Genomic DNA, 26453 nt, shown 5'->3' with positions numbered 1-26453 from the left:
CCCCACCTAATCAGCCGCCCAAGGGCTGCCCTTCTTAAATTTCACTTTTTTGACTGGCTCCTTTTTAGTTGTTGATTTTTTCTTGGTGGTCGACTTCTTCTTTTTGTCTTTCGTCTTCGTGCTCTTGGTTTTCTTTTTTGATTTGGTTTGCTTGACACCGCTATTAACGATCTTGGCCGCCTGTGCCTTCACAGGGGCAGGTAACTTGCTTACATAAGAGGATTGAGCAACACGCACTTCGGTAAGTGTAAACGAAAAAGTAAAGCCATCAGCGGTCTGATATGTGCGCTCCGTCGAAAGACCGCTAATCAACCCGCTGAAGGCCATCCGTCCGATGTACTTTACAATTTTTCCGGTATCGGACGCATTGACAAGATATGCATGAATTTCAGCAGCTTTGCTCCCCGTTACCATGCCATTTAAGGCCAGCGTGCGCGCTTTACGTTGCACATGGTCTGTCATGTCGATGTCTTTTTCCACCGGTTGACTCGTGATGTCCACATCAAAATTAGGCGATTCCTTTTCTACCCAAATGTATTTGCCATCAATTGTCGCCAACTAGATCACCTCCGGTTCAGGCAGACCCATACGGCGAATCGCCTCTTCGATGACTTGCTGTATCACTGTTCGTACCTCCTGAGACACATCAGACGCCACCGTAGCGCTCGAAGCGTCTGCCCGCAGATCGATGTTTACCTTGATATCCATAGACCCGGCAGCATGTCCTGTGGCCGCTCTCGCGGGGGCCAAGGTCGCTTTTGCGGGAGCTGTGCTTGCGGATGTCGTGATTTCATCGACCAAGCCAGCGGATGCCGCCGATACGCGGTCCTGTGTGCCATCGATACCTTTCGCCAAACCTTCGCCGGTGTAAAAGCCCAGCTCCATCATGACTCTGGACGGCGAGTGGATTCCGAGGATGCCCTTTACTTTTTCCGTGATACTATTGCCGATCTCTTTCATTTTGTCGACGACGGCGTTCGCCATGGAGCTGATCCCGTTTACCATGCCCTCTATGATGTTCCGGCCAATGTCAAAGAGATTGATGCCTTTGAGGAATCCGATGATCCGATTCCAGATTTCTGTGATTTTATTCCAGATGCCCGTTACAGTATTGGAAATGCTGTTTTTGATGCCATCCCATATCGCTTTCAGCCGATTCGATATATTTGTAAATATCGACATCGTGAACGCCTTGATCTGGTCCCAATACTTGATGACGAGGGCCACGACCCAAACGATCGGCCCGCCGAGCACAATCAGAATTGTCGGTCCCCAGGTTCGGAAAAAGTCAACGATGCTGTTAAAAATATTGACGACCCAAGCCTTAAAGGCATTCCACACGTTGACCAACCAGGTACTTACTGAGCCCCAATTTTTAAATATCAGGATAATTCCCGCGATTGCTGCACCGATAGCCACGGCCAAAGCGATAAATGGCAGCCATGGGGCCATAAGCGCCCAAGAAGCAACGACGGAAGCCCATAGGGATGCGATCCATGGCCACATCAACGTACCGACAAGTACAGCGAGGACAACAACCAGCGGAGCAAGTGCTGGACCGATCACATCAATGTTTTTGACGAAAAATTCAACCGCGTCGGTAACGATCGATATCCCTTTGGCAAGTCCATCTACCAAATCGCCCCCTACCTTTTGAAGTTCTGGCCCGGCCTTTTCAAGCCATTCCGAAAACCTAGTCAAGTAAGGGAGCAGCTTTTCGCCAATAGGAATCAGCAAATTCGTCTGGAGCTGCCTACCGATTCGGGCGGCGGCTTCCCCGGGCGTATTAAACTTGATCTGATTCAGCTCGCCCATCTTATCCTTGGTCATGTCGAACTGACTGCGAACGGTACCCATGGCGGTAATCGTTTTTACTTCAAGGTCTTCAAACTGCGATCCCATCAAGGCGACGCCGATCGTATTTCGGTCCACAGGATCCTCAATGTCGGCAATCATTTGCATGATTTGCTGGAATGCCTGCTTCGCCTGCGGCCCTCCTGCGGCAAATGTATGCATCATTTGATCCGCATTCAGACCCAGCATCTGGAAGGCCTCCACCGTCGATTTACTGCCGTCCTTCGCCCTGATATTAAATTCCTTCACCGCGTCTCCAACCTTGTCCAGATTAAATGCGCCGTTTTCTGAGCCGACAGCCAAAGTATCAAACATCTCTTCAGCCGAAAAGCCCAAGGATTGAAACTGGTTTGCGTACTCGTTGACGGTATCCAGCATTTCGCCCGAAAAATCCAGTCCTTTCTCCTTGCCTTGTGCAATCAAATTAAAGGACTGGTCACTGGTGATGCCAAACTGCTTCATTAACGTGTTGGCCGTTTTGACCGATTCGGGGATCTCGAAGCCGAACGCATCCCGCATAAGGAGCGCGTTTTTCGTGGTGTTTTCTAGTTCCTTGCCCTGCTGCTTGGTGATCTGGCTGGTAGTTGCAATGGCACTTCCCAGGTCCTGCCACGACTCGCCGAAATTTTGATTGTATAATTCGGTGGCGATGGCTCTTGTAGCCTCCATCTGCTCGTTGGTGGCGCCCGTTGCCATCTGGACCTGAGCCATGGATTTTTGAAAGTCTGCTGCCGCACCAATAGACGCAGCGCCAAATTGACCCATGGCGATCCCTGCAGCTGCTCCGAGGGCAAACACGGTGTTTTGTAAGGAATTCACTTGATTTTGGGCTCTTCTCAGGGCGCTATCACCAATTCTGAAGCCCACGGCAAACATAAGATTCCCTATGACGCCACCGGCCATAGCTGCATCACCTCACCATAAAAAAAAGAGCGCCACTCGGGCGCTCACTTCTTGTTTTTAGCCTTATTCATTTCGCGTTGCTGCTGCTTGATATGGATATCCAGGGCAGCGTTCGCCTCTGCGATATCGTCGTCATCCATTTGATTCAGATCGGAGTATGAGATATTCATTTCCGATAGCAGCAGCCGCCAATAACGCCAGTTATTCTTGGCCCTCTTCTGGGCCTCCTTCTTGCTGATCATCTTCTCCCTCCCGATCCTGGCCGGTGATGAAGGTATATGCGGCATTGATGACTTCGGAGTATTCGGAATATTCGTCGAAGCTTTCAATTTTCAGCTTGGGTGCGACAATAACATGCTTCAGCACTTCCTCGGCAAGCCGCTCTTCGAGCACAACGCCGTGTTTATTTTTGCAGGCATCGTTAATTTTAGATACCATCCGAACACCTGGATGCTGGAACGTGTACTCCTTACCCAATTTGGACTTGTAATTTTTTTGTTTAAACATAGCATTTCATCTCCCTTAATCACTTGAATTGTTTATTGATTGGTTTTATGATCAAGCATTTGAATTTCAAATTCCCGATCCTCTGCCTCTTTACCATAGGTCCTACTTGCCGGCTTCTTAACAAACGCCCGGGTGCATGTGATACTTTCTTTGGGTTCGCCGTTATAAATGACAGATACGGGCACCTCTTGACCCGTTACGGCCAATTTATCCAAATAGGCGACCTGCGGACTCGTCGGGAGCAGCGTAATCGTCAACGTTGCCAGAGGATTGTTTACCTTGCTGGTCACAACATCTCCCTGGGCGCCAACTTTGGCCGTCTTGTTATCCTCGTCCTTCTCCCATTCGGCCAAGTCCTCGGAAAACCCCGTAATAAATACGCCGCCTACGGTGACAGTCAGGTCCATTGGATCGTATTGCATGGTTTTTCATCTCCTTACAGCTTAATTAAGCCTTTGATTTTGGTTTTATGGATGGCTCCGGCCAGTTCAAAGGTAAATGTCCCGCCGTTGTATTCACGTTTTTCGCGGTCCGCCGGATCCACCTGCGACCTCGATTTAAAATCGGTGCTATACAGCGGCAAGTTGTCGTCGTCGTGTGCAATCATGCCGTTCAAATCAGCACGATTAAGGACTATTTTGACTTCACTTTCGATTTGAGCAATGCCGTTGTTGTCATAGCTAACCTTATCGCTGCGGTTAAACAGCTTCTGTACCGCCAAATTAATGGACTGCACCAAATAATCCTGCGATTGGATAATGTCGATGTACTCGCCCGAGACGGTTTTCCCTTCACTTGTCACGTTGTCTCCGGCCTTGGTCACGTAGGTGTTGGCATTCATCGCATGGATTTGTTCCAACTCCGTCTTGCTCAGTTCCAGCGGTTTGATGCCGTTGAGCGTCTTAAATTTCCATGTCAGGCTGCCTGCTGGCGCCGATCCTGCCCGGCCGATCCATGCCGCCTCCGGATAGTTCGATGTATCCTCGTGATACATCGCCACGGTGCGTTTGTAATTCTTTGCATGGATTTTCCCCAGGTCTTCCAAGCTGCTGGTGCTTGCAAAAAACAACCGTGAATCGTCCGCATCGACTGCATCAGCAATCGCTGTGATATTCGCAAGCGTGCTGCTGGTAGACACCGCATAGTACCAGTCTTTATTAAAAATCGTCGGCAAAAAGTCCGTGATAACGTCACCCGTTTTATAAAGCATAACGGCGATTGATTCCGGAGAGTGGTCGCCTTGATTAAACAAAGCAAATGCGGCCTTATATACCTCAGTATTTGTGGCATGATCTTCCTTTACCGCTTCCAGATCGGAGTACACTTTATAATCCTGGCCGTTCGCGCTCGAACCGATGATCAGCGGTTTCCCCATGCCGATGATCGGCGTGGGGCGCTGAATGTCAATCACGACGGATACGTCATTGATATTGCTCAAAGCGTTCATTCCCTTCTGAGATTTACTTTTTCGATTGGTATAAGCTCCTGTTCGGTCGTATCCGTGGTCCGTAGCTCCACATCAAAGCCCATACGGCGTTCCCACTCAACCCCGATGGTGATGTCCCTGTTATCGACATTGCCGATAGAGGATACAATCACATCCAAATCCTTCAGGGCCTGTCGGCCGGTTGTTTTAAACCAATCCCGGGCCTTCAATGCGTTGGTCGTGCTGGTTACATTGTCATCGGCATACGACAAAAAGGAGACGGTAAATTTCACCGTCTCCTGAAGGAGCTGCTTTCCGTTGTGTTGGGTCTTTAATATACTTTGACCTGGCACCCCGTCGGATATGCTGTACGTCAAAAATGCAGTCTTGGGCATGTCTCCGCCGCCGTTCATGTTGATCACCGGCAATTGCAGGGCTTCTTTCAACCCTTGGACCCACGTTTTCCGGATTTCATTGTACGGGATCATTGGCAACCACCTTTTTCAGTAGATATTTCTTGATGTCGCTGTAGTCTCGTAATGCCGGATCGTCGACAATGTACTGGCTCCCTTGATATTCAATCAAATCCCCGCCAGCATGCTCCGACAACGTATAAAGGGCTTTGTCCTCTGCGGTGTACTTTCCCCCTTCCGCCTGCGTAAGCTTGGCATCGAGCGGCTGAATATGCCCTTGCAGGGTGATCCGCTCCGGATCAGATGGGATTGGATCACCATATTCGTCATACCCTTTTGTCTCCCCGGGACGCACGAGGATATACGGGCGAAAATACTTTCGCATTATCCCCGCAAATTGGAATTGCCGCAAAATCGCTCACCCCTTCCGGACGACAATGAATTTAAGCGAGTCCCGCAGCTTCTTTTCCTGGGCAACGAGAATTTTGTTGCTCCCTTTACGTCGCGCATAGATCGGGTTGAGTGGCGGCTGCCTGATTTTATCGAAGTTTTGGATCATTTTTTGCAGCCCTGTTTGACCCACTTTTTCGAGCAAACCTCGGGCCGTTTCATTCTTCAGTACAATTTCATTCACTCCGGCTTTGACCAACTTGGATATAGCGGCCTGGGCTTTCCGTTTCCCGCCTCCGATCGGAGACCGCGCCGGTATCCCGGCTTTAGCGGAACCAAATTCGTGGATAGCTGCGATCATGGCCGTTTCGGCATCGCCGGAAGCTCCGATATGCACTTCATATTTGGTCAGTTCTTCGAGCTTCTTCAGGATATCCGGCAAATAGGTAAGCTCTGTGACCTCGACATTTGCCCTTCTCGCCCTTCTTCTTGTCGCACGAGGCATGCCATCACCTCACAATCGAATCAGAGCTTTAATGACAGCAGGCATTTCCACTCCGTCGTCTTTATAGCTCACGGATATGTCGCCCACCCGTTCCGAGGAGATTCCCGGAGTGCGCATGAGCATTTGAGCATACATGATGCATGCTAGTGTTATATTTTCGGGCAATGTGGCTGGCTCAGCGCCTTCCTCGTCGTTCGGAAGAACATACCCGGCCAAATATTCCACCTCGATAATGCGTGGCCCACAGGGCCATTCAGAGCGTTTAAACAACATGCCGTTTTCTGATTCGATTACAAAAGAGTCTGCGGACTGTTCCTTTCCTTCCACTCTCAATTTTGATACCGAATGCACGGGATAATTTCGAAGCCTAAGGAACTGCGTCCCAGGGCCATCCAAGGTTTGTTGATAGGTCCTTTTCTCGAAACTCCGGTCCGCTTCCCGTTCAATTGCGATTGAAGCAGCCTTTAACGCCAAAAGGATGTCCGCATCTTGGGAATGGTCATCCTCCGGAATCCCCATAAAGCGCTTGGCGGTTTTAAGCGTCGCCAGCATCTACGACACCGTCCGATGGGGCATCTTTTTTCATGGCCGCGTCGACCTCTGCCTTGGTAGCTTCTTTGCCGATTACATCGGCCGCCTTCAATTGAGCTGCCCGCTCCTCGTCGGCTTCATAAATTGATCCGGCGGCAATAATTTCGTCCGTATCCTTGTCTACAAACGAATGGATCACATGGTAGTGTTTTGTTTTTTCTGCCATCGTCGCACACTCCTCTTTTTTTATTTTTGAAGATCAAGCCCGGGGACCCGGGCTAATCATTTTTAAGGCTTAGGAATCCCCAGCTTCACAAATGGCGATACCTCATAGCCGTTTTTGAGCTTCAGCGGCCCATTAAGCCAAGGCTTGCCGTCCACGTTCCAAAACGCCTTGATAATCGTTTTGTTCTGCTTGAAAAGTGGATGCGCGGATGCCTGGATGAAAATCCCCGCACCGTCTTTGATGACATAATATCCAAAATCATTAAGTACAAGATCGCTCTCTTCCCCAAGGATTGGAGAATTCTCGGAGAATCGGATCGGATATCCAAGCAAGGTGCCCGATAAACGGTTTGCAATATTAGGCTGGAAAATCAGATTTCCGGCTTCGTCTTTCATAGTAAGCAGTTGAGGCAAAATCGATTGCGAAGCAGACCAAACCAGTTCTCCGCCCAGTTTCGCTTTTGCAAGCATTCCGACGATATCCAAATACGAGATGGTTGCAGCCGTCTTCCTTGCTACCGTGACACAAGCCGCTGAATTAATAGCCCCCATTGGTTTAGCAGTTCCGCTGCCATACAGGAAAGCATCATCTTCAGCAGCAGCGATTGCCCCGCGGAACAAACGGGTTACGATGGTATTAATAGCGGACGCGTTTCGAAGCAGCTTATCCGTAACCACGATATGGCCCGCAACTTCATGAGGCGTAAGATTCAAGTCCCTAAATTTCGCGTTTGTTTCAGGCTTTTCGTCCCCCTCGCCGATCCAGTTTACCTCGACACCGCCATACATATTGCTTCCTGCTCCCTGGTCAAGCGCTGGGAATGTGATGCTTGCATCCGGCGTATTCTCATCTGCAGGAATGACTAAGGCCCGAGGCCGGACAATAGCCGATTCCGGCGTAACCTCAAACAATTGTGCAGAAAATTGCGGAGGCACAAAAATTCCGCCAGATGTGTTATTGCTCATAGCCATTTCGCGGTACTCTTTCAGCCTTGGATCTTGGGGATTTTCCCGGTAAGTTTTCACCATATCCCCGAAGCTCCGGAATTCGGATTCATGCTGCGGGTCATCTGGAGTACGTTTGGTGCCTCCGGCTGACATTGCCAGTTGCTGTGCTCGTTCCTCTAATTTGATTTCATCTTCCAGCGCTCGGGCTTCTTCCTCCCAAGTTGTAAACTTGCTTTCTTCCTCGTCCGTGAAGCCCCGCTTTTCGGTTTGTGCCGTGGTAATAAGTGCACGCATTTCATCTTTTTTAGCAGCAAGCTTCTTTCTCAATTCGATCAGATTTTTCAAATGAGTCATCCCCTTACAGATTTAATTTTTTCAATCTCATGTCCAAATCAAGCAATGCCGCTGCCCGTTGTAATTCCTTCTCTTTTGGAAGCTCAGGCTTCGGTCGTGCTTGAAATACGTCTTCTGCTGATCGTATACCTACGGAAGTCTGAGGATAGGCCGGGGACGTTACCGGGCTTACCTCGAAAAGCTGCGCTTTCCGAATTGAACGAATCGGCATGTTTGGATTAGTTTCATAATCCCAATCCTCGTCCTCTTCATTGAGGACTTGAAAAATAAAAGACGATCCTCGCACATCGCCGCGCTCGATCGTCTCAATGTATTTTTCAGCCCAACTTGGAGGGGTAATTTCGTATCTCAGACCGATATCGTCTTCAATAAGGGCCAATGTGTTAGGTGTTCTCCCAAGTATTTCTCTGCTGTCATGCTGCCAAGCTGCGTACACATCCGGATTTATTAAGGACTCTGTAAAAGCCCCTCTCTCAAACTTTTCTTGGAACAACCCTAAAATTGGATGCGATAGTTGACCCCAACGGACTGCATAACCAATAATCTTTGTCGGTTCTCCATCAAGCTTCCGGACTTCTGGCAGGCTCCCCGGTAGCATCAGCTCCCTTTGTTCCTTCGTTTCTTTCATTTGAATTCTCACCTCCTTCGTTAAATCCTGACCCGAATTTACCTTCGTAATATTTGTCGAGAATATCCAAAGGGATCATATTCAGAGGCACAAAGTATCGATCCCCGCCAGGAATCGGGTTTTCGTTTTCCTTCTCACGGATGTCATTTTGCGAATAAGCACCAAGGTTGAACATTTCCTTATAGAATGCCGCCCTTGCCGCCGAATCCCCTCGAAGATACCCTTCGATAAGAAACTCAGCGAATAACCGCCTCTGTTCCGTTTCGGTGAACAGCTTCCAGTTGATGGTTTGTTCCCACCTGATCAGCCAGGGGCGGACAGAATGAACAATGAAATCCGTGCTCTGCTGTTCAATGTTAGAGAACGTTGCCCGCTCCAAGTCCGCCATCATATGGGGCGGTACGCGAAAGATCCGGGCAATTTCGAGAATTTGAAACTTTCTCGTTTCCAGGAACTGTGCGTCATTCGGCGGAATCGTATTTTTCGAAAATGTCATTCCCTCTTCAAGCAGCATCAGCCGGTGAGCCTTTCCCAATCCTTCATACTTTTCTTTCAGCGACTTACTCAAACGTTCATAAGCCGGTTCGCTTAAGGTAGAAGGGTGGGTAACAATCGCCCCCACGTTTGTCCCATTCGCAAAAAATTCAGCCCCAAATTGTTCGGTAGCAAGGGATAATTCTATCGCCTGCCTCGCCCACTGGATGACTGATATTCCTTTCTTGCCATCAAATCCAAGTCCAGGAATATGAAACATGGCGTAGAATGGGACATTATGTTGTTTGCCATCGGAAGTCGTCACCCTAAAGAATGGATGACCATCATTTGTCTCCATGTGTTCCACACGATGGGGAGGGATCGGCCACAGCGCTTGAATTTCGCCGAGGGCATCATATTCAATCTCTGCGTAGCAGTTCCCCCAAAGAAGAATGTGCGTCATCATCGTTTCCCGAAAGGTAAAGGCCGTCATTCTAGGGTTCGGAGACCGCTGCAATAAGTCCGCTACGCGGTGGCTGACCCGCTCTTTCCCTCTCGGTTTCAGCCGTTTGTAAACGGGCAATGGCAGCGAAGCAACCGTTTCGGCCAAAATGCGGACGCAAGTCAAGACTGCCGTGGATCGCAAAGCCGTTTTTTCCGTCACGACGATACTTCTACCAAATGGAATACCCAGAGCACTGTATAACCAGCGTTTAGGATTGCTCAGGTCAGAGGAGTCGCTTCTTTTCTCCAAAAACCGTGAAACAAATGGGATTTTCAGTGTTTTCACCTCCTTTTTATCGAAAAATTGTTAAAAAGCCCTGATTTCTTGCGTTTCATAGATGGATTTTTTGTCTTTTGAAACCATAGCCCGGACCATGGCATTAATGATGGCCGCCGCCAAGTCGATCCGCTGGCTATCGTCTTTATGTTTTTTGGATAGTTTGATATTCCCGTTGTTGTCCACAATTTCCACAGCGTTTGACAGGCACCAGGTTAGCAGGGGACTCCCGTCGTGGACGATCAGCCCTTTCAAGACCAACTCCCGGAAGAACTTTGTAGGCTCCGAAAGCGTCTGGACCCCTTGGCGGATTTCAACGCGTTCATAACCTTCGTTTTCAAGCTCTTGGGTAAAGTGCGTGGCATTGTACGGGTCGTAACATAGCTCCAAGATGTTCCACTGCTGTTCCTTCTCCATCTTTTGAATATGGCTTTTGATATACCGGTAGTCGGTCACGGCACCTTCCGTTAACGTACACCAGTCATCTTTCGCCCAAAAGCGATAAGGAACACGGTCCGAGTGCTCATGTTTTGTTGCCGTTTCTTCCGGCATAAATCCATGAGCTGTCACAGCATACCGGCCATCATCCAGTTTGAAAACAAATCCATCCGCCGTCAGGTCCGTTGATTTTGAAAGGTCTAGCCCTGCCCAGGTATCTCGGCCATAAACCAAACGCAAAAAAGCGTCTCGATCAATTCCGAGCGCTTTCCATTTATCCATAATGCCGGACATATATTTATTCTCGCTATCCGCCTGCCAGCGGTTTACCCGCTTTGTCAGAAACTCCCTGATCTTATCCGGGTCACCGGTGTTGTAGGCTGCATTGTGCTCCGCCCTGATCTGTCTTAGGAGCTCCTGGGAATATTCATTATCTTCCTGAAGGATCGGATTTGCCTTTGGCCAAGCCTTTTCATCATGAGGATCATCCTCTTTGTCCAGTTCGCGAATCATCACGAAGTATTCCTCGTCCATAGGAATATCGCCCCGCATCATTTTCGAAAGGGAATCATACTCCTTCTTGCACGGACTGTTTTCGGCATCCTTCCCGGCCGTGGAAATAATGAGCATCAACGATTGCAGCCTCTTCCCAAAACCGGAATATAGCACGTCCACAATTTCAGAACTCGGATGCGCGTGATACTCGTCAATAATGACCATACACGGAGCGCCGGAATCCTTGTTCTTGGTGTCTTTGGACAATGGGCGCAACCATCCGCCGCGCTTGGCATGCTCAACATAAGTCCGCTTAATTCGCAAGCGCTTGAGAATATCCGGGCTTGCTTCACCCATTTTTTGAGCGTCGAGCCAAACCCGTTTAGCCTGCGTCTTGTCAACCGCAGCACATTCCACTTCCGGACTGTCCTCATACCGTTTAAGGGATGGGTTACCGGGTGGATACACACAATCACCGCACATTCCATACAGGGCAAGGCCTGACATTTCTGTTGATTTAACATTTCCTCGCGCCCGCATGTTGAATGCCCGTTTGAATCGTCGCTTTCCTGTTTCCCTATGGACCCAACCAAAAATGCACCCAAGATCAAATTTTTGAAATGGGAGCAGCTCGATCAGCTGGCCGGAGAACGGTCCGCGAACATGACGGCAGCATTTTTCAAACCAGTCAAATATTCGGTCTGCCCGGCTTTCATCAAAGACATACGGAAATTCGTCGGTCCCCTGTCGTTTTAAATCTCTCAAATGCCTTTCGGCGGCAAGACGTTCCAGCTCGCAGCTGATCCGCAGCCCGGACACGATTTCGGCAGCATACCTATGGGTAGGGTGGACATCATCCCACTCGGGGTTAGTCGAAAAGGTCCTCATTCGGATCCCCCTCGGCGTCCGCAAGTTTCTTGGCCAGGCGCGCCCGAGCCTCCGCGTTAAGTCCGAGCTTATTAGAATAAGACAAGATAATACGTGCATAGCTTTGGGCCAGCTTGACGTGTGCACTGACTACATTGTTGCCCTGAGCGTTGACCTCCGTATAACCATGGATTTCAATCAGGTTATTCGCTTCTTGGTATCGGGCTACCGCGTCACAATATGTTCCAAGCACATCCTCGTCCACCTTGTCCAGGACATCGAATTCCTCCATGTCTTTGACCGTCTTTCGCCAAACCTTCCTGGCTTCATCACTCAGCCAAACAGGAATTTTTAATTTCTTCTTTTTCTTGCGCTCGAACTTTTGGGCGGCTGCTTCCCTGGCCTTTACCTCTTTTTCGGTCCAATGCTTGCCGCCGCCCTTTGCGCCGATCCGCATGTGATCGAAATTTACAATTTCAGCCATTCCATAACCTCCTTACCCATTTGAAACTTTCGCTGGGGACATTTTTTCGCATTAGAGGGGCGCGCGGTCTCTTAGGCAAAGTCTCTCAGAGATTTGACCCCCCTACCCCTTCAATTAAGAAACAGTGATGGCAAATTCATCGGATTTACCCATTCCCAAACCCTCCATCCTCTTTCGCTGTCTTACGGTTGTGGCACGACTCACACAATGGCTGCCAATTATTCCTGTCCCAGAACAATTGCCTATTTCCTTTATGCGGAATGATATGGTCAACTCGTGTTGCCTCAGTCAATTTGTTGTTGTCCTGGCAATGTTTGCACAGCGGATGATTCCGTAGATATTCCGCCCGAGCCTTCCTCCACTTACCGTCATACCCCCTCTCTGCTGCGGTACCTCTGCTACGATCAACAGCCCGCCGATGTTCATTGCATCTGCTCCCCTCACTCGTCAGGGCAGGGCAACCAGGGTAAGAGCACGGCCTCCTTGCTTTACTTGGCATCGCACGTATTCCCTTTAATGCGTAACCTTTCTTGGATCTTGTCACAAATCTCTATAGCTCCTTCAAGCGATGAGGTATCAATATCAATCTTCACTTTCAAGTTGCCGACTGTGATACCCTCAGGCGCTTGATCTGCTTCCATCACAGTCCATGCCTCCCGATCATATTTCCCTAATACTGGGCAATTCACAGATTCGATTTCCTTTTTGATCGTGTAGGCTTTGCCTAGAACATCAAGAGCATCCATAACACTGATGAGTTCTTCTCTGTTTTTCAATGTCCTATTGAACATCGTCTTCATCCTCTCTCTTTACCCCGGATTTTTTGGTAATATTTATGCGATTAAATTACACATATCTTATAGTTTGTTAAACTCGCGCTCAGTCCGAAAATACAGGCATATCAAAGCTTTCTTGGCGTTTCTAAAAATCAGTTTCACGTAACCTTAATATGAGTAATTGAGGCTACGCACGATGACGTTTCAGGGCCATATCCATCGTATCCTGTTCCAGCCCGATATATCGGAGCGTGATTTTTGAGGAAGCATGATTGAAGTAATCCATCAACAAACCGATGTCTTTGTCGGTCGTTTCGGTATAAAAAATATAACCGAATGTTTTGCGGAGAGTATGACAACCTAACTCTGTCAAACCGAATTCTTCTCCGACGGACCTTATGATCTTATAGGCCATTTCCCGAGTTATTGGCCGGTTAATCCCTTCCCGGCTTTTAATCAGGTATTCATTCGGCGGCTTTCCCTCAATGTATGGGATGAGCTTTTTCTTCAAGTCAGCCGAAATTAAAATTCTCTTCTGCTTTCCGGTCTTTTTCTCACGGATCGAAATGTGTGATCCGCTGACATCCCTTACTCGCAACCTTAAAATATCGCTTATTCTAAGGCCGGTATAAATGCCGATCAGAAACATGATGAAGTTCCTGTAATTTGTGCTTTCCAGGTAATCTTTTATGTCCTGAAGCACTTCCGGATCCCGAATAGGCTGAACAAAATTCATTTCTTATCACCCACTTTGGGCATAGAGCCTTTAGCGCACATATTGCTTGGTTTGGAGCAATACTGAGCAGATGCTTCCCATTTGCCCCAAACACACCCCCGACACTTCAGCGGCTGCCTAACCATTGGTTTCTTTTGTTTCACAACGTACCCAGCACCTCCACCTTCAAAAAAATACCGCCCCTAAAGGACGGTTGTGGTAAATTTCTTATGATAATAAAGGCCTTGTAGGAATCGAACCTACGTTACCGGGAGGCCATGGAAATGCCCGTATTTATATGCCGCCCGGGCGGAGCGACTTCGGGGCATCTAACCCCTCCTCACGCCGCACCCTTGACGATTAACGTCTAAGGTCATGTGACCCACAGCACGGCCGAGCATCTACAGCGATAAGGGGCAGTAGACTTTTCCCAGGCAAGATTTTCCTTGCCTGAGTCCACTGTATCCCCTAACCGCCGTCAGCTCGCCGTCAAGATTCCTTCGACTTTCCCTCAGTTTTTTTAGATGATCCCCCACAATTTTAGGCTATCAGCAATAGCTGCGATCCCCTTATCAATGTAACGATCAACCGTGCTATTGCTCATGCAGCCACTGTAAAACATAACGGTATCCGTGTATCTTCTGAGTTTAAAAAATCTGTGCTCAATGACCCTTTTTATTTGGTCGTCTTGGATCAAGTTTAAAGCTAGTTCAATGATTTCGACTTCATCTTTTTTAGCCTGGTAAACCTTTTGCATTTGCTCCGGTAGATTGGATTTTCGGGAAAATGCCAGTACCATTTGCTTGTCTTTCATGTAGTTTTCGAGTAATTTCCGAGTTTTCAGCTTGTCTGTTTCGGTTACGGACGGCCAGAGCTCCCCTTGCTCTCCCATCATTACTGCTGACAACAACATTCCCCTCATCCCCTCATTATTTGGTATAATAATGAAAGGAACATGTGTTTGAATCCACCGAGAGACGGCCAAATCACTACGGTGGATTCATTTTTATGCTACGTCATTCCTCTTGGTAAAAACCTTTGTCCTTATCCCAACAATTTGCGCTTGTATAGTTCAAGGCCAACGTCGATAAATCAATTTCCATTTCACCATCGTCCGTCGCGTGTGCAATCTCTTCGCCAGTAAATCCTGCAGCCAGTAAAACCTGCAAATTTTCATCCGTTCGCGCTGCAAGCACATATTCCAGTTCGCCTAATCCAGCGGACCACTCTATGACTTCTAATGAGTTGATCGCTTTTATTTTCGCTGTATCCTTCATTTGTATATTCCCTCCCGGTATGGATTGGCCAAGGCCTTAACCCCAATGTCCATGACGTTTCATAATTTCAATTATTTCTGCCGCATACGGTTCATCCGTGTTAATTACAAGGTACGTGTTACTTTTCTTTCCCTCGGCTTTTCGATTATCCATAATTTCTCCAACCACTCGATCGAGCGCTGACAAAGAATCAGGATCTAAATTCAAAATGTCATCATTTTTCAGAACCGTAAATTTCATTTGCATCCCTGCTAACATTGTGTATCCCTCCTATGCTTGATGAACAACATGAAAGTCAACCCATATATGATTGATTGGTACGTTTAAGCCATCTTCATTCGTGATACCGTTTTTATGGTTTACTTGGTATGGAATGTCCGCCCCAAATATTACGATCCCGTTTGCATCAAGCATATTGTCTTGGAGATAAACTACCTTTCGCTTCACTCTTTATCCCTCCTGGTATGGATAGGCTAAGCCTTAACCCCAAGGCCCATGACGTTTCATAATTTCAATTACTTCGGCCGCATACGATCCTCTTTTGGATATTTGATGTATTGCGCATCACTTTCAATCATTTCATCGAAAATTGAATCCATCCATTCTTGGAATACTGTCAGGCCGCTTTCTCCATTTGTCGAATGCTCATTTACAAGGTTAGCGAACCCCTTTGCAAATTGATTTCTGTATTTAACTTTAATTTCATCATCATATTTTTCTGGGTAGTAATTGAATGCTGTAACCAATAAATCAATTGGCAATGTAATTACAACGTTCTTTCCGCTTACCTTTGCATAATTCATTTTATCGCTCAACTCCCAATTCATAGCATTCTTCATCATTCGGAGCTTCAGCGGTAAATCCCAAATTTTTACCACCTTTTTTCATAAATAAACCTCATTTTCGCCAAGGTGCTTCTCCCCTTCGCTTTTGTGACTACTGCGCCTTATAACCTGACACCCAAGCAAAGCCTCTTCCCTTCCGGCCAGGATCCTCAATGATGTAAGAAAGCCCTTTTCTGACAAATCCATCCGGCTTGACTCGGATTTGTCCGTATCTCGTTCTGACCGTCTGGTGTTGTGCTATTTCGGCAGCCGGACATACAACAAGATTTAGACGCTCGATCCGGCAACCGGATCGGATTAAGGGATCGAGCGCATTTTCGATCATCTGCACGGCCTTGGGGTTCATTTAACCTTTTCTCCCATGCGATCGAGCAAGCCGGCTGCAGCGTTGCGATACTTTTCATACTCCTCCGGCACATTGGTTTTGATTTCATGAAGGACAGATAGGAGATTGCTGAAATTATTCGTGACCGCCTCGAAGTACACCGCGAACTTTGCCAGAGCCTTATTATCACTTCGTTTTACTTTCTCTCGCAGCTGCTCCAGTTCTTTTTCAACTGCCTCCGGAACCTTCTCGATGATTTCCTTGGCAGGAATGTCGATCGGTTTCGCCTTCAGCTGCTTTTCAAGCTCCTTGATTTTCTTGTTTGAGTCTACAAGTGAAGCCTGGGCCTTGTTCAGCTCTTCCTGCAACTTGGCGGCTTGTTCATCATTGCCGGATGCCGTTGCTGCCTCGATTTCTGCTTTATATCGTTCGGCCAGCTCGTAATTCATTGCGTTCTGCTGCTGCATTTCGGACAAGCTTCGTTCAAGCTTCTCACGTTCAAGGCGCTCGTACTCCGCTTGCTCATTCGCCTTTTGTAACTGCTTTTCCAAAGCCTTCTTTTCCTTGATGACTTCTTTCAGCTCTCTTGTTGATAACTCCGTGACATTGTTTTCTTGTACAAACTGTTCTCGTTCTTCCGCTGGAATGGACAGCAGCTGCACCGCTTGGGTGTATGACAAATTTGCAAGCGCTTGGGAATTCGCGTACTCTTCGGATACTTTCATGAAGTTGATCGCCGTAGACTGACTATAATTCACGTTGTTTTTGAGCCACGTTCCCCATTCCCCATGCGGTACCAGTTCTTTGGCTTCTTTCAGCCTCGTGCCAATATCGATAGCAGACTGCAATACATATTGTCTCGCTTGTTGGTCGATCGAACGAATCTCTGCGGCAATAACATCGGCTGTGCGCTGGATGGTCATTTGTGTGGTCATACGGCAATTCCTACCTTTATTTTATTTTTCTTGGGTTTTATCTTCTGAGCGATAAATCGTTTTACCAGCAATTCTATTTCTGGTGTCATATCACAATTGTCATATCCTCGACATTGGACGACATATTCCCCTCGTACCTCCATTGTGTAAAAAGGCACTTCTGGATTGCTTTTCTTTCGAACAAAAAAAATGTTTGTTCTTCCTTCTGCGTATGAGTTGGAATATCCGCCAACGCAATGTAACAGGTGTTTTCCTTCTTCAAACAATTCGATCGATGACCGGGCTGGTCTTATCAGATAACCATTCCATTCAAAACTGAACTTTTCAAGGTCAGGCAGACGCCGGGTTATCTTCTCGTTTAGTTGCTTATCATTCTTCATTTTGATCCGACGTGTAAGCTTTAGGTGTGCCTCGTGCAAATCGTTAGGAAATAAGTTGTGCTCTTCTTTCAGATTAATTCCGAGTTCCTCACATTGTTTTCTATAATCACGCCAATCCGTAAGGATTGTAGTCGATTTTGTGTAATGCCCTTTTCGTAGCTGTTTAAGAAAATACTTGATTATTTTCTTCTCCGGTGCCCATGTCAAAGCAATCTTGTAATAATCCTCATACATTGAATATCTAAGATCGGCAAAGATAAAGGCTTCAGTAATGCTTATTGGAAGACCCTTCTTTCTTGCAAGCTGGTAATAACGCAAATGGTGTGGTTCGAAAGGAAGGCCTGAAGCTCGTGCCTCTTTGATATCTTGCTTAGTGATACGGAGAACCTTGGTCAGTGTCTTGCCATTCCAGTTAATAGCACCATGCGTTGGAGAGTTATAAAGCTTCGCCCATATCATCCCTTGCATTCCGGCTTTAGTTAGATACTCCACACATGGATATCGGGCTGCCAGGTCAAAAAAACAAACCATATCCGAAACGTAATTCTTGTTTTCGTATTCCACGTACTGTTCCCACGTTGAATATTCGAAAGGCGTTCCTTTAACAGCACGGCGTATATTTGAATCCGATCTGAACTTTTCCCAACGACTGAAACCGCTGAAATAGCGATCAAAAGCTGATGAAACGCTTTTGTTTGGAACTTTGCTCCAAGTGTTGAAATAGTAGCTCCGGCCTGGTTCAAAAAGATATAGGTGGCTGCAATTATATTGCGTCTCCACTTCCTTGAAGTCGCCGCTATAGTCTCGAATCACATGAATGATTCTCGCCGTAATAGCCTTGGGATTGACTTTTGACTTTTCATACCAAACCAGAACAGCCTTATCCACCATATATTTGCGGCTCACTCCGGCCGCACGTACTTGGCAAGAAGAATTGCAATGCGGACATTTCACAGGTTCTAACTGTTTGTGCTTCAAACGACTTACAGTACGATGTTGCTTATTGCAGTAGGTGCAGTATGCAAATTGAACACCAGCCACCGTTTTTACAAACAGGTACCTGCTCGATTTAAGAACCGTTTCATTGACATATCTAACAAGAGATTTGCTAATTTGGGTCGGGAAGTGTGCCGAGAACTCCTGCCAATCCATTTCTTTCACCTCACAGAAGATCTTCTAGTTTTACGTCAAAATTTGGCTTTTCCGGCTCCGGAGAATGCTGCTCCGGCTTGAACGGAGCCGGTTCACCCTGCATCCCAAAATATTTCAAAACAATCGCAAAACCTTCCGTATCCGTGAGCATGGCCATGCCGTTATGCTGTTTTTTTCTGGCCTCGTTCTTCATAGCTTCCAAACTCTTCGCAATCGTTTTATCCGCGTCAAGAACCTTTTCAGCGCTATCCGGATTAGCTTCGATATGTTTGATTAGGAACTCACCGATCACCTGGATGTATGGATTGGTCTTGTTTTTCTCGATTTCGGCTCGTAGCTTATTAATTGCTTCCTGCATCCGTATCCCCCCTCATAATTTCATGTTTGTACAGATGATCCTTTAGCAGATCGTACGATACAGTCCGATCATAGAGTGGAATGAAGCGATGTTTATTATCATCCGTTCCCGAGCCCGCAGCGGCGGCGTACCGGAATGCAGATGGATACTCTCGGCCGCTTTCAAGGATCGGAACGCCCAACTCTTTACAGCGTGTCTTAGTCAGCAGCACCGCGAAAGGATACGGTTTGGCTGTCCAGCGGTCTGAACGCGGGATATAATATGGCAACCCTGACTCCAACACTTCAGTTTTCGTATACCATCCCTTTTTATTGGGCATGCAATGATTCCTCCTTCATCCAATTTCCAAGACGTTGACCAAACTCCTGAATGCCGCCATCGATCTCTTCCGGATCCAAACCACGAAATTCAGACTCGAGCTCCTGGCGAGTAGGAATATGTCCAGTAGCCAACGTTCGAGATTTTAGATATTCGAAAACGGTCCATCTATTCATCAAGAAAACCTCCGTTCTCGGTCAACTCGTTTTTTCAAAATTCCTTACACCGTCGCCACGGCGGAAGCCTAATATCTTGGCCTCCTGTGCATCCACCTTAGTCATGTCAATTTCCTCGATAAACCGTGCCCAAAACGGAACGTAGCGAAATTGACTTTTTTCAGCAGCGTTATAAACATAAGCTGCGGGGCTTTCCCTGTATTGCACCGGGCATCCGACTTGTTTGCAGCGTGTGTATGGCAGCAGAATATCCGCAATCGGAGCTGGCCTTGTCCATCTTCCATCCCACACCCATTCACCATTGATTTCGACTTGAAAGGGTATCAAGCAAGGCTTTCCGCTATCTTGTGCTTGAACCTTGTTAAGCCAGAGCTTACGCATGACTTCTCCCACCCTTGTTGGTGCTCATTTCCTTAGCCATACGCATCATCTCTTCGAATTCGGCATCAGATATCTCAGGCTCCGATGACGGGGCTGCCATTGAAATTTGTGGCTTTTTACTTGTTCCAATTGGTACGACTTTTGATGAATTCGTTTTTTTCTTCATTGCCAGTACAAGTCTTGGAAACTGTTTGCGAAATTTCTCAGCGCTCAAAACATTGCTTTTCCAAAAGTCATCGTTTACAACCCAATCCATAACCGATCGGATTAAATCCTTATCTGACTGCTTGTCCAGCTCTACCAGTTTTCTAAAGTCATCAGCCCAGGTTTGAAGGTTCGTCTTCCCGGTTAAATGCTGCAGCCCCTCTCTGGCTGCCATTTCGTCAATTTTGTTTTTAAAATACACGGCCATTTTGTAATAGGTGTTTTCTGGACCATACTTATCCTTGTTATCCTTTTGAGGAGGATGATTGTCCTGAACTGCTGAAGGCGGTTCGGGACTCATCTTTTTATTTTCTTTTTTATTTCCTTTACTTTCCTTTCCTTTACTTTCCTTTCCTTGCATTGCATTTGCATTGCTTTGGTCATGCATTTGCATAGGCTGTGCATTTTCGCTGGCTTTGCCAGACTCCGACTTTTCCTTATCCCATCTAGCTTTTGCAGCTGCTGACCTTTTAGCCCTTACTTCTTCCCTTTGGGCCATCCGGCGAATTAGCGAATTACTCCAGAAGAACTTTCCATCGGATTCAAACAGGTGAAACTCGTTAATACAATCTGCAACAAATTCTTCAATTTTTGAGCAATCCGCCTGCAACTGTAATGCAAATGCATTAAATGCGTATTTGGATTGCATGTCCAATTTATATCCATCCGAATCCCGCATCATTTCAATGATCATCCAATACCATCCATAACCTTCTGCTCCATATACACCGCGCATTGCAGATATCTTGGGATCATGGCGGGCATTAGAATCGTGCGAAAAATAATAAGCTTCCTTCATCTTGCCAGCTCACCACCTTTTTTGCCCCGTTTGTGGTATAATGAAAAAAATATTGAGTAAAATTGTTGATCACGCTGGCAGGCGTGGTCTCTTTTTTTTGGGAGTGAGCTCGAAAGATTCAATAACTTCGGCCGGATCGCATTTCAACAATTGAGCTCTTAGCGCCTTGATTTCATTAATAATTGCCGTGGTAGCTGGGTCGCCGTCAATCAACATGGAATACAAACGACAAAGCCTCTTACGCAAGCTGCGGCGCTCCATATCACGCTGTGCGAACACATCTTTCTTCATGTGTGTTCAGACCTCCCCGAATCGCATTTGCATGGCCTGAAACGCCAAGCGTTTGTTATTTGAATCAAGAAAGTCCATGTCCGATAAATTTACTTTATGCCGTTCGTTGAACAAGTGCAGGGCCAGCTGAAGCATGAACTTCTCGGAATGACTCCATGGCTGCGCCTGGCGCTTCAGTGCATCGACTTTTATGATCCGGTTGTTAACGTCAATGTACTTTGTGGTGCAGACACTTTTGAGCCTTGGCTGATTCAAAAACAAATGCAACGTGCCCCGCCAGTAACGGTCTTTCATTAGATCTGCTGGGATTGTGCTCACCTGTATGCCTCCTTTATGTAAATATGATGCGTTTAGCCGCATCTTCCGACGCCAGACAGGAGTAAGGTTATGATACTGTCCGACGCCGGAAGACAGGGCTAAAAGCCCGTGTCACCGTTTCATCTTATATTGCGCACCTCTTTTATGAGCAGCCAGCCGAACATGTAACCGATCAGATAAGCTATAAATCCTTCTGCTGGTGTTGCATTGTATAAACCGAGTGCAATTACTTGCATCAAAATTCCGGCGCCTATCCCTCCTAGAGAGAGTGGGAAATCCTTCATGCCGTCCCCCCCTTGCTTTTCTGGCGACCCTCAGCTAAAATGAACGATAAGAGAGTCATTAGACGTGATCTCAGACGAAGCGCTCGGCCTGCCCGCCGGGCGTTTTTCATTTCTTTTTCTGCTAAATTGATCATCATGTTCAGGTACTCTTCTGCGCTTCGAATGTTTCCGCCAATCATCATTTCAGGATTCTGTCGAATCAGCTGTAAATTGTGCTTCGCGTTTCTGCCAGCTTCGATTGCTTGCTTTACCAAATCCTCTCTAGGCATTCAAATCCCTCATTTCAGATATTTTTTGGACTTAAGGTACGCCCGGTGCTCCTTCCAAACTCCCATCCACGAAAAACAATATTCCTTACAGAGAATTGCGACGTAATGTGTTAATGCGGTAATTGCCTCGACGCATTCCATCAATGTCAGCTTTATTTGCTTCATATCTGCTTCGGCCAGTTGTTCCTTTGTCTTCGTAATTGGCGCCCTCTGTAAGGAGTCCAATGCTTCTTGAATTTCTTCTAGGGTTTTTATATGTACGCTCGATTTATGGAGGTCCACATTGTTCAGCCAGGGTACCGACGCACCTTGCGTTACCTCCCCAGCTGCAGCAATGTAGAGCTGTCCGTCATCGTAATGCTTGGTCGTCGATGCCATGACTTCCTTAGTGGGCTTCCTTGTCCCCTTTACAATCTTTCCAATCAATGAGGCGTCGACGTGAGCAGCGGCGCCGGCCGCCCCCCGTGTCTCCCCATTTCTTTTGAGCACTTCGTCGAGTGCTGTGCCAAATTGTCCAATTGCCATTTAAAAACCATCTCCTTTGTCCGTTATATGGGATGATTCTGGACAAGGGATTGTTGTAATATTTAGTTGTGAGTAACACATTCCCCAACCTTCATCCCCGCCGCCTGCAGCTGGTACCTCTCGGGCGGCTTACTTCTTTTAGGCTTGTCCGCATGTGTGAAACCTAGATGGTTCCACCCTTAGAACGAACATCATGAACAATTTTCCAAGCTGCAGAATACATATCTTTAAGAACTTTTTGAACTTCTTCTGGAGTTTTGGCCATGTAGTTGTCACAAATATGGACTTTACTTTCGCCGAAAGTATACGTTTCAACAATGTTGGGTTCTGGAAGATTAATTTTAGATGTTTGCACCTGGTCATCCCTCCCGGGATTATGTATATGCGGTGCGAGTTGTAGGACAGCCATTAATAATCACTACTCCTTTTGTACAGATTATTCGCCCGAAACTTCGCGTACTGCGTAGCGACTGGCTAAAAAAATTTTGTCTCTTGCTACTTTATAAAGATGAGCGATCTTTTCCGCTCGGACGGGATCAACTTGTCGTTGACCATTTTCAATTTGGGACAAGTATCCTACAGGGATATGCAGTTCCTTGGCGGCTTCACCAAGGGTGAATCCAGCAGCTAGTCTCGCACTCTTAATTGGATTGATCACTCTTTCACCTCCCTGATCAACTACTCGTTTTGTGAAGTTATTTATATAATACATTGCGTTTTGCAAAGTGTCAATGCATTTTGCAAAGTTTCTAAAAGTATTATTTTCATTCTGCAAAGTGCAAAGTATAATATTTTTAGGTGATAACTATGTTTGATGGAGCACGTTTGCGCAAATTGCGCAAAGAGCACGGGCTTACAATGAGAGATTTTGGCGCTAAGTTTAGTCTTGCAGAGTCCACTATTTCAGGATACGAAAACGGGAGCCGCAAACCTGACTTAGAAACTATTGATAAGTTTGCAAGCTTTTTTGATGTTTCAGTGGATTATTTGATGGGACGAACAATTGTTCCAAGTGTACCCAGTGAGACAAACCTGTCTTTTTTTGGGGGGCCAGATAAATATACTCCCGACGAGATTGAAGAAATGGAAGCTGCTTTGGAACGATACCGTGAAATGAAACGAAGAGCGGCCCAACAAGTGAACAGAAATAAATAAATTAGCCAGCAATGGCTTTTATTTTTTACTCATATTACGAACATATATTCTTAACAGAGGTGCAATATGAGATATCCTTACTATGCTGAGACAATATTGGAAGAGTTTATTTCGGAGTTGTACATTAACAACGGAATTGTAGAAGCAAAAGACCTTGAGATCCCAATAATAGCAGATACCTTTAACATTGAAGTTTTCTTTGATAATTGCATTTCTTGTTCTGACAATGAAAAAAGAGTCATCTTTATAGATAAACGATTAAAGGAACATGAGCAGCGTACAGTATTCTTTCATGAGCTCTGCCATGTCTTAAGGCATTCTGGAGATCAGCGTTCCCTCCCTCAATTATTTACTCAGGGCCAAGAATTGGAGGCAGATCATTTTATGATGTACGCTGCCGTCCCCTTTTTTATGGTAAAGAAATTACCTATACCGAATCGGCGTGGAGAAGCCATCAAATATATTTCAAAAAAATTCCACGTATCTATCGAGTTTGCAGAAAAACGCCTTAACCAGATTCAGCGTAGGGATTTGCAAGGAAAGATGGATCGGTCTTTTATTGAACAACAGGAATTATTTCGCGGGGAACATGAAGTGTTCACGGAAGGAATTCAGTTGTATGCTTATTATGATTTCAACTCAGACATCACCGGTCCAACTCAGCTCATATTAGAAGCAAGCTCGGATGCCATGGACTCACAAATCACCTATTTTTTTGATCCCAATGGACCATTTGAACGGTTGGAAATTGAAGATTTCTACGGTTATAAATGCACACAACTTAAGGAACAGGATCTGATATATAAAAATGGGAAGATCGGCGTGAATTTTGCTGTCCTGAACTTGATCTACGGACGATCAGCAAAAAGATTTGTTATCCAAATGAGAGACGTTGAAAACGTCGTTTGTTTTTAAAATCTCCTCGGGAGGGTTGAATCTATGGAGAAATACAAAGAGTATCAAGGAAAATCACATATAGATATCGGAGCAGAAAAGCGACCTGAGATTAAATACATTATGGACGAATACGGTCTGTATCTGCGGAAATCACGCGCTGATATCGAAGCAGAGGCACGTGGTGAAGGGGAAACTTTAGCCCGCCATGAAAGAAACTTGCTTGAACTCGCTCGTAAAATGGGTGTAAATATTAAACCAGAAAACATATTTCGGGAAGTTGTTTCTGGTGAGAGTATTGAGCACCGCCCCGTCATGCAAGAAGTCCTTCAATTAGTGGAGGATGGAAAATTCAAGGGCATATTCGTAATGGAAATCGAACGCCTAGCGCGTGGGGACACCGTAGACCAAGGGATAATAGCGCAAACTTTTAAATACTCAGGAACAAAAATAATTACACCTACCAAGATTTATGATCCAAACAATGAATTTGACGAAGAATATTTTGAATTCGGGCTATTTATGTCACGTAGGGAGTACAAAACAATAAACCGCCGACAGCAGGCTGGACGTATGGATTCTGTCAAAGAAGGAAAGTTCATAGGGAATATTCCTCCGTATGGTTATTTGCGCCGAAAACTCGAAAAAGAAAAGGGATACACATTAGTACCCCACCCTGATCAAGCGCCAGTTATCAAAATGATTTTTGATATGTATGTAAACCAAGGTATGGGTACAAGTATGATAGCCAATAAACTGAACGAACTTAAAATACCAACGGCTAAAAATAGCGTGTGGGTCCTAGCCACGATTAACGGTATCATAAGAAACCCGGTCTATTATGGAGTGATCGCCGGAAAGAGAAGGCCACAAGTTAAGGCTCGGTCTAAAGGTGTTGTTACAAAAACCAGACCGAGGGTTGATAGAAAAAAATGGGTCACAGGTGAAGGTCTACATGAACCGCTCGTCTCCAAAGAAATATGGGATAAAGCCCAAGAGATAATGGGAGGCCGTTCCCATGCTCCTGCTCCTACTGGCGTCATCACAAGCAGTCTGGCTGGACTAGTGAGGTGTGAATTGTGCGGCAGACTAATGGTTAGGCGGCCGTATAATCGAAATCAGCCTCCATCCCTTATTTGCGTCACGCCAACTTGCACAAATGTAAGCTCTGCTTTTGATTTGGTAGAGGATCGCATACTTGAAGGTTTAAGTAGATGGTTGGAAAACTACAAGGCGGAATGGGAAAGTGCAAAAGGAGATTCTGAAGGAATTAAAAATGACGAATCCCTTATTGCTGTAAAGGAAGCAATAGTTCAGCAGCTACACAAGAAAATAGATGAACTGAGAAGACAGAGCGGAAACCTAGATGATTTATTAGAGCAAAAGATATACTCATTAGAAAAATACATGGAACGGTCTCAGGTGCTTGCAACTCGGATCGCTGAGGCGGAAGAGGCTCTGGAATCTGCTATTAAGGAGCTTCAACTTGAAAAGAGCCGTCGACAAGCCAAGGTGGATATAATCCCGAAAGTGCAGCACGTACTGGACACATATCCAAAAACGGATGATCCGGCATTAAGAAATGAACTGCTGAAGTCAGTTCTTGAAGGCTGCACATACAAAAAAACTGTCAGAGGCCATTGGTCTAGACCTGACAGCATGAAAATGTTTGATCTTACGCTTTATCCTAAGCTTCCACGGTCATACCAATGAACGATAACTACAGTGCGCGAATTCTTCTGCACATCATAGTTGTCGTTCATAATTCTCGCGAGAAACTTCCTTATTATATGTTAGGCTACATGCAATCAAAAATCGATTCATCATGGTTATATTATCCCAACCTCTGTTAA

The 26453-nt window shown here is 46.3% G+C and carries 42 protein-coding genes; 3 read left to right on the top strand and 39 right to left on the bottom strand.

What is annotated here, in order from left to right; all coding sequences use genetic code 11:
• Positions 1-6: 6 nt before the first annotated feature.
• The 39 genes from RJP21_RS30235 to RJP21_RS30045 all read right to left on the bottom strand — a co-directional run bounded on the left by RJP21_RS30235 (position 7) and on the right by RJP21_RS30045 (position 23209).
• Complete coding sequence (locus RJP21_RS30235; protein WP_310862508.1) at positions 7-558, bottom strand: phage baseplate protein; 552 nt, start codon at positions 556-558, stop codon at positions 7-9.
• Positions 559-2757 (bottom strand): phage tail tape measure protein, encoded by a 2199-nt coding sequence (locus tag RJP21_RS30230; RefSeq protein WP_310862507.1) that lies wholly within the window; start codon positions 2755-2757, stop codon positions 559-561.
• 44 nt (positions 2758-2801) lie between these two features.
• A complete protein-coding gene (locus tag RJP21_RS30225; RefSeq protein ID WP_160037318.1) occupies positions 2802-2999 on the bottom strand; it encodes a hypothetical protein in 198 nt (65 codons plus the stop codon).
• On the bottom strand, positions 2959-3264 hold the full coding sequence (locus RJP21_RS30220; protein WP_310862506.1) for a hypothetical protein: 306 nt from the start codon (positions 3262-3264) through the stop codon (positions 2959-2961). The genes RJP21_RS30225 and RJP21_RS30220 overlap by 41 nt, the downstream gene beginning before the upstream one ends.
• A 32-nt stretch (positions 3265-3296) precedes the next feature.
• Positions 3297-3686, bottom strand: coding sequence for a phage structural protein (locus RJP21_RS30215; protein WP_310862505.1), 390 nt, complete (start codon positions 3684-3686; stop codon positions 3297-3299).
• Positions 3687-3700: 14 nt separating this feature from the next.
• Positions 3701-4702 carry a DUF3383 family protein gene (locus tag RJP21_RS30210; RefSeq protein WP_397386305.1) on the bottom strand — a complete coding sequence of 334 codons (1002 nt, stop codon included), beginning with the start codon at positions 4700-4702 and terminating at the stop codon, positions 3701-3703.
• Positions 4703-4707: 5 nt separating this feature from the next.
• Positions 4708-5178, bottom strand: a complete 471-nt coding sequence (locus RJP21_RS30205) for a phage neck terminator protein (protein ID WP_483874807.1) — start codon at positions 5176-5178, stop codon at positions 4708-4710.
• Positions 5162-5515, bottom strand: coding sequence for a hypothetical protein (locus RJP21_RS30200; protein ID WP_310862502.1), 354 nt, complete (start codon positions 5513-5515; stop codon positions 5162-5164). Before RJP21_RS30200 ends, RJP21_RS30205 begins: the two co-directional genes overlap by 17 nt.
• A 6-nt stretch (positions 5516-5521) precedes the next feature.
• On the bottom strand, positions 5522-5998 hold the full coding sequence (locus RJP21_RS30195; RefSeq protein ID WP_160037313.1) for a hypothetical protein: 477 nt from the start codon (positions 5996-5998) through the stop codon (positions 5522-5524).
• Positions 5999-6007: 9 nt separating this feature from the next.
• Positions 6008-6550 carry a head-tail connector protein gene (locus RJP21_RS30190; protein ID WP_310862501.1) on the bottom strand — a complete coding sequence of 181 codons (543 nt, stop codon included), beginning with the start codon at positions 6548-6550 and terminating at the stop codon, positions 6008-6010.
• On the bottom strand, positions 6534-6755 hold the full coding sequence (locus RJP21_RS30185; RefSeq protein WP_310862500.1) for a hypothetical protein: 222 nt from the start codon (positions 6753-6755) through the stop codon (positions 6534-6536). Before RJP21_RS30185 ends, RJP21_RS30190 begins: the two co-directional genes overlap by 17 nt.
• A 62-nt stretch (positions 6756-6817) precedes the next feature.
• Positions 6818-8047 carry a phage major capsid protein gene (locus RJP21_RS30180; protein ID WP_310862499.1) on the bottom strand — a complete coding sequence of 410 codons (1230 nt, stop codon included), beginning with the start codon at positions 8045-8047 and terminating at the stop codon, positions 6818-6820.
• 13 nt (positions 8048-8060) lie between these two features.
• Positions 8061-8684 (bottom strand): HK97 family phage prohead protease, encoded by a 624-nt coding sequence (locus RJP21_RS30175; protein WP_310862498.1) that lies wholly within the window; start codon positions 8682-8684, stop codon positions 8061-8063.
• Complete coding sequence (locus RJP21_RS30170) at positions 8617-9948, bottom strand: phage portal protein (protein ID WP_310862497.1); 1332 nt, start codon at positions 9946-9948, stop codon at positions 8617-8619. Before RJP21_RS30170 ends, RJP21_RS30175 begins: the two co-directional genes overlap by 68 nt.
• Before the next feature lie 21 nt (positions 9949-9969).
• Complete coding sequence (locus RJP21_RS30165; RefSeq protein ID WP_310862496.1) at positions 9970-11760, bottom strand: terminase large subunit; 1791 nt, start codon at positions 11758-11760, stop codon at positions 9970-9972.
• Positions 11741-12223 (bottom strand): phage terminase small subunit P27 family, encoded by a 483-nt coding sequence (locus RJP21_RS30160; RefSeq protein WP_310862495.1) that lies wholly within the window; start codon positions 12221-12223, stop codon positions 11741-11743. The genes RJP21_RS30165 and RJP21_RS30160 overlap by 20 nt, the downstream gene beginning before the upstream one ends.
• 145 nt (positions 12224-12368) lie before the next feature.
• Positions 12369-12722 carry an HNH endonuclease gene (locus RJP21_RS30155; RefSeq protein ID WP_310862494.1) on the bottom strand — a complete coding sequence of 118 codons (354 nt, stop codon included), beginning with the start codon at positions 12720-12722 and terminating at the stop codon, positions 12369-12371.
• A complete protein-coding gene (locus tag RJP21_RS30150) occupies positions 12712-13014 on the bottom strand; it encodes a hypothetical protein (protein WP_310862493.1) in 303 nt (100 codons plus the stop codon). Before RJP21_RS30150 ends, RJP21_RS30155 begins: the two co-directional genes overlap by 11 nt.
• Before the next feature lie 172 nt (positions 13015-13186).
• A complete protein-coding gene (locus RJP21_RS30145; RefSeq protein ID WP_310862492.1) occupies positions 13187-13735 on the bottom strand; it encodes a site-specific integrase in 549 nt (182 codons plus the stop codon).
• Between the two features lie 499 nt (positions 13736-14234).
• Positions 14235-14627, bottom strand: coding sequence for a hypothetical protein (locus tag RJP21_RS30140; protein ID WP_310862491.1), 393 nt, complete (start codon positions 14625-14627; stop codon positions 14235-14237).
• Between the two features lie 103 nt (positions 14628-14730).
• Positions 14731-14991 (bottom strand): hypothetical protein, encoded by a 261-nt coding sequence (locus RJP21_RS30135; protein ID WP_310862490.1) that lies wholly within the window; start codon positions 14989-14991, stop codon positions 14731-14733.
• Positions 14992-15027: 36 nt separating this feature from the next.
• Positions 15028-15249 carry a hypothetical protein gene (locus RJP21_RS30130; protein ID WP_310862489.1) on the bottom strand — a complete coding sequence of 74 codons (222 nt, stop codon included), beginning with the start codon at positions 15247-15249 and terminating at the stop codon, positions 15028-15030.
• A 12-nt stretch (positions 15250-15261) separates the two neighbouring features.
• Positions 15262-15438, bottom strand: coding sequence for a hypothetical protein (locus RJP21_RS30125; protein WP_310862488.1), 177 nt, complete (start codon positions 15436-15438; stop codon positions 15262-15264).
• Positions 15439-15506: 68 nt separating this feature from the next.
• Complete coding sequence (locus tag RJP21_RS30120; protein ID WP_310862487.1) at positions 15507-15794, bottom strand: hypothetical protein; 288 nt, start codon at positions 15792-15794, stop codon at positions 15507-15509.
• Positions 15795-15927: 133 nt separating this feature from the next.
• Positions 15928-16182, bottom strand: coding sequence for a hypothetical protein (locus RJP21_RS30115; RefSeq protein WP_310862486.1), 255 nt, complete (start codon positions 16180-16182; stop codon positions 15928-15930).
• A complete protein-coding gene (locus tag RJP21_RS30110; protein WP_310862485.1) occupies positions 16179-17096 on the bottom strand; it encodes a DUF3102 domain-containing protein in 918 nt (305 codons plus the stop codon). The genes RJP21_RS30115 and RJP21_RS30110 overlap by 4 nt, the downstream gene beginning before the upstream one ends.
• Positions 17093-18628: a PcfJ domain-containing protein gene (locus RJP21_RS30105; RefSeq protein WP_310862484.1), complete on the bottom strand. Its 1536-nt coding sequence runs from the start codon at positions 18626-18628 to the stop codon at positions 17093-17095. Before RJP21_RS30105 ends, RJP21_RS30110 begins: the two co-directional genes overlap by 4 nt.
• 10 nt (positions 18629-18638) lie before the next feature.
• Positions 18639-18986, bottom strand: a complete 348-nt coding sequence (locus tag RJP21_RS30100) for a Cas9 inhibitor AcrIIA9 family protein (protein ID WP_310862483.1) — start codon at positions 18984-18986, stop codon at positions 18639-18641.
• Positions 18970-19305, bottom strand: a complete 336-nt coding sequence (locus RJP21_RS30095; RefSeq protein WP_310862482.1) for a hypothetical protein — start codon at positions 19303-19305, stop codon at positions 18970-18972. The genes RJP21_RS30100 and RJP21_RS30095 overlap by 17 nt, the downstream gene beginning before the upstream one ends.
• Positions 19295-19480, bottom strand: a complete 186-nt coding sequence (locus RJP21_RS30090) for a hypothetical protein (RefSeq protein ID WP_310862481.1) — start codon at positions 19478-19480, stop codon at positions 19295-19297. Before RJP21_RS30090 ends, RJP21_RS30095 begins: the two co-directional genes overlap by 11 nt.
• Before the next feature lie 21 nt (positions 19481-19501).
• Positions 19502-19861 carry a hypothetical protein gene (locus RJP21_RS30085; RefSeq protein ID WP_310862480.1) on the bottom strand — a complete coding sequence of 120 codons (360 nt, stop codon included), beginning with the start codon at positions 19859-19861 and terminating at the stop codon, positions 19502-19504.
• The gene (locus RJP21_RS30080) at positions 19854-20864 is read right to left on the bottom strand and encodes a DUF4373 domain-containing protein (protein WP_310862479.1); all 1011 of its coding nucleotides are present in this window, start codon (positions 20862-20864) and stop codon (positions 19854-19856) included. The genes RJP21_RS30085 and RJP21_RS30080 overlap by 8 nt, the downstream gene beginning before the upstream one ends.
• 69 nt (positions 20865-20933) lie before the next feature.
• Entirely contained in the window at positions 20934-21155 is a 222-nt protein-coding gene (locus tag RJP21_RS30075; protein WP_310862478.1) for a hypothetical protein, read from the bottom strand.
• A gap of 6 nt (positions 21156-21161) precedes the next feature.
• Positions 21162-21473, bottom strand: a complete 312-nt coding sequence (locus RJP21_RS30070) for a hypothetical protein (RefSeq protein WP_236575974.1) — start codon at positions 21471-21473, stop codon at positions 21162-21164.
• Between the two features lie 119 nt (positions 21474-21592).
• Complete coding sequence (locus RJP21_RS30065) at positions 21593-21757, bottom strand: hypothetical protein (protein ID WP_310862477.1); 165 nt, start codon at positions 21755-21757, stop codon at positions 21593-21595.
• A complete protein-coding gene (locus tag RJP21_RS30060) occupies positions 21754-22026 on the bottom strand; it encodes a hypothetical protein (RefSeq protein ID WP_310862476.1) in 273 nt (90 codons plus the stop codon). Before RJP21_RS30060 ends, RJP21_RS30065 begins: the two co-directional genes overlap by 4 nt.
• A gap of 9 nt (positions 22027-22035) precedes the next feature.
• Complete coding sequence (locus RJP21_RS30055; protein ID WP_310862475.1) at positions 22036-22551, bottom strand: XRE family transcriptional regulator; 516 nt, start codon at positions 22549-22551, stop codon at positions 22036-22038.
• Between the two features lie 163 nt (positions 22552-22714).
• A complete protein-coding gene (locus RJP21_RS30050; protein WP_310862474.1) occupies positions 22715-22906 on the bottom strand; it encodes a hypothetical protein in 192 nt (63 codons plus the stop codon).
• An 81-nt stretch (positions 22907-22987) separates the two neighbouring features.
• Positions 22988-23209 carry a helix-turn-helix domain-containing protein gene (locus RJP21_RS30045; protein ID WP_310862473.1) on the bottom strand — a complete coding sequence of 74 codons (222 nt, stop codon included), beginning with the start codon at positions 23207-23209 and terminating at the stop codon, positions 22988-22990.
• 149 nt (positions 23210-23358) lie between these two features.
• On the opposite strand from RJP21_RS30045, the gene RJP21_RS30040 reads away from it, so the two are divergent.
• From RJP21_RS30040 to RJP21_RS30030, 3 genes are all read left to right on the top strand, one after another.
• A complete protein-coding gene (locus RJP21_RS30040) occupies positions 23359-23706 on the top strand; it encodes a helix-turn-helix domain-containing protein (protein ID WP_310862472.1) in 348 nt (115 codons plus the stop codon).
• A gap of 66 nt (positions 23707-23772) precedes the next feature.
• On the top strand, positions 23773-24621 hold the full coding sequence (locus RJP21_RS30035) for an ImmA/IrrE family metallo-endopeptidase (RefSeq protein WP_310862471.1): 849 nt from the start codon (positions 23773-23775) through the stop codon (positions 24619-24621).
• Positions 24622-24645: 24 nt separating this feature from the next.
• Positions 24646-26313 carry a recombinase family protein gene (locus tag RJP21_RS30030; RefSeq protein ID WP_310862470.1) on the top strand — a complete coding sequence of 556 codons (1668 nt, stop codon included), beginning with the start codon at positions 24646-24648 and terminating at the stop codon, positions 26311-26313.
• Positions 26314-26453: the final 140 nt, after the last annotated feature.

Source organism: Paenibacillus sp. VCA1 (assembly GCF_031583795.1).
Classification (GTDB): domain Bacteria; phylum Bacillota; class Bacilli; order Paenibacillales; family Paenibacillaceae; genus Paenibacillus_AQ; species Paenibacillus_AQ albilobatus.
This window is presented reverse-complemented; position numbering and strand designations above follow the sequence as displayed.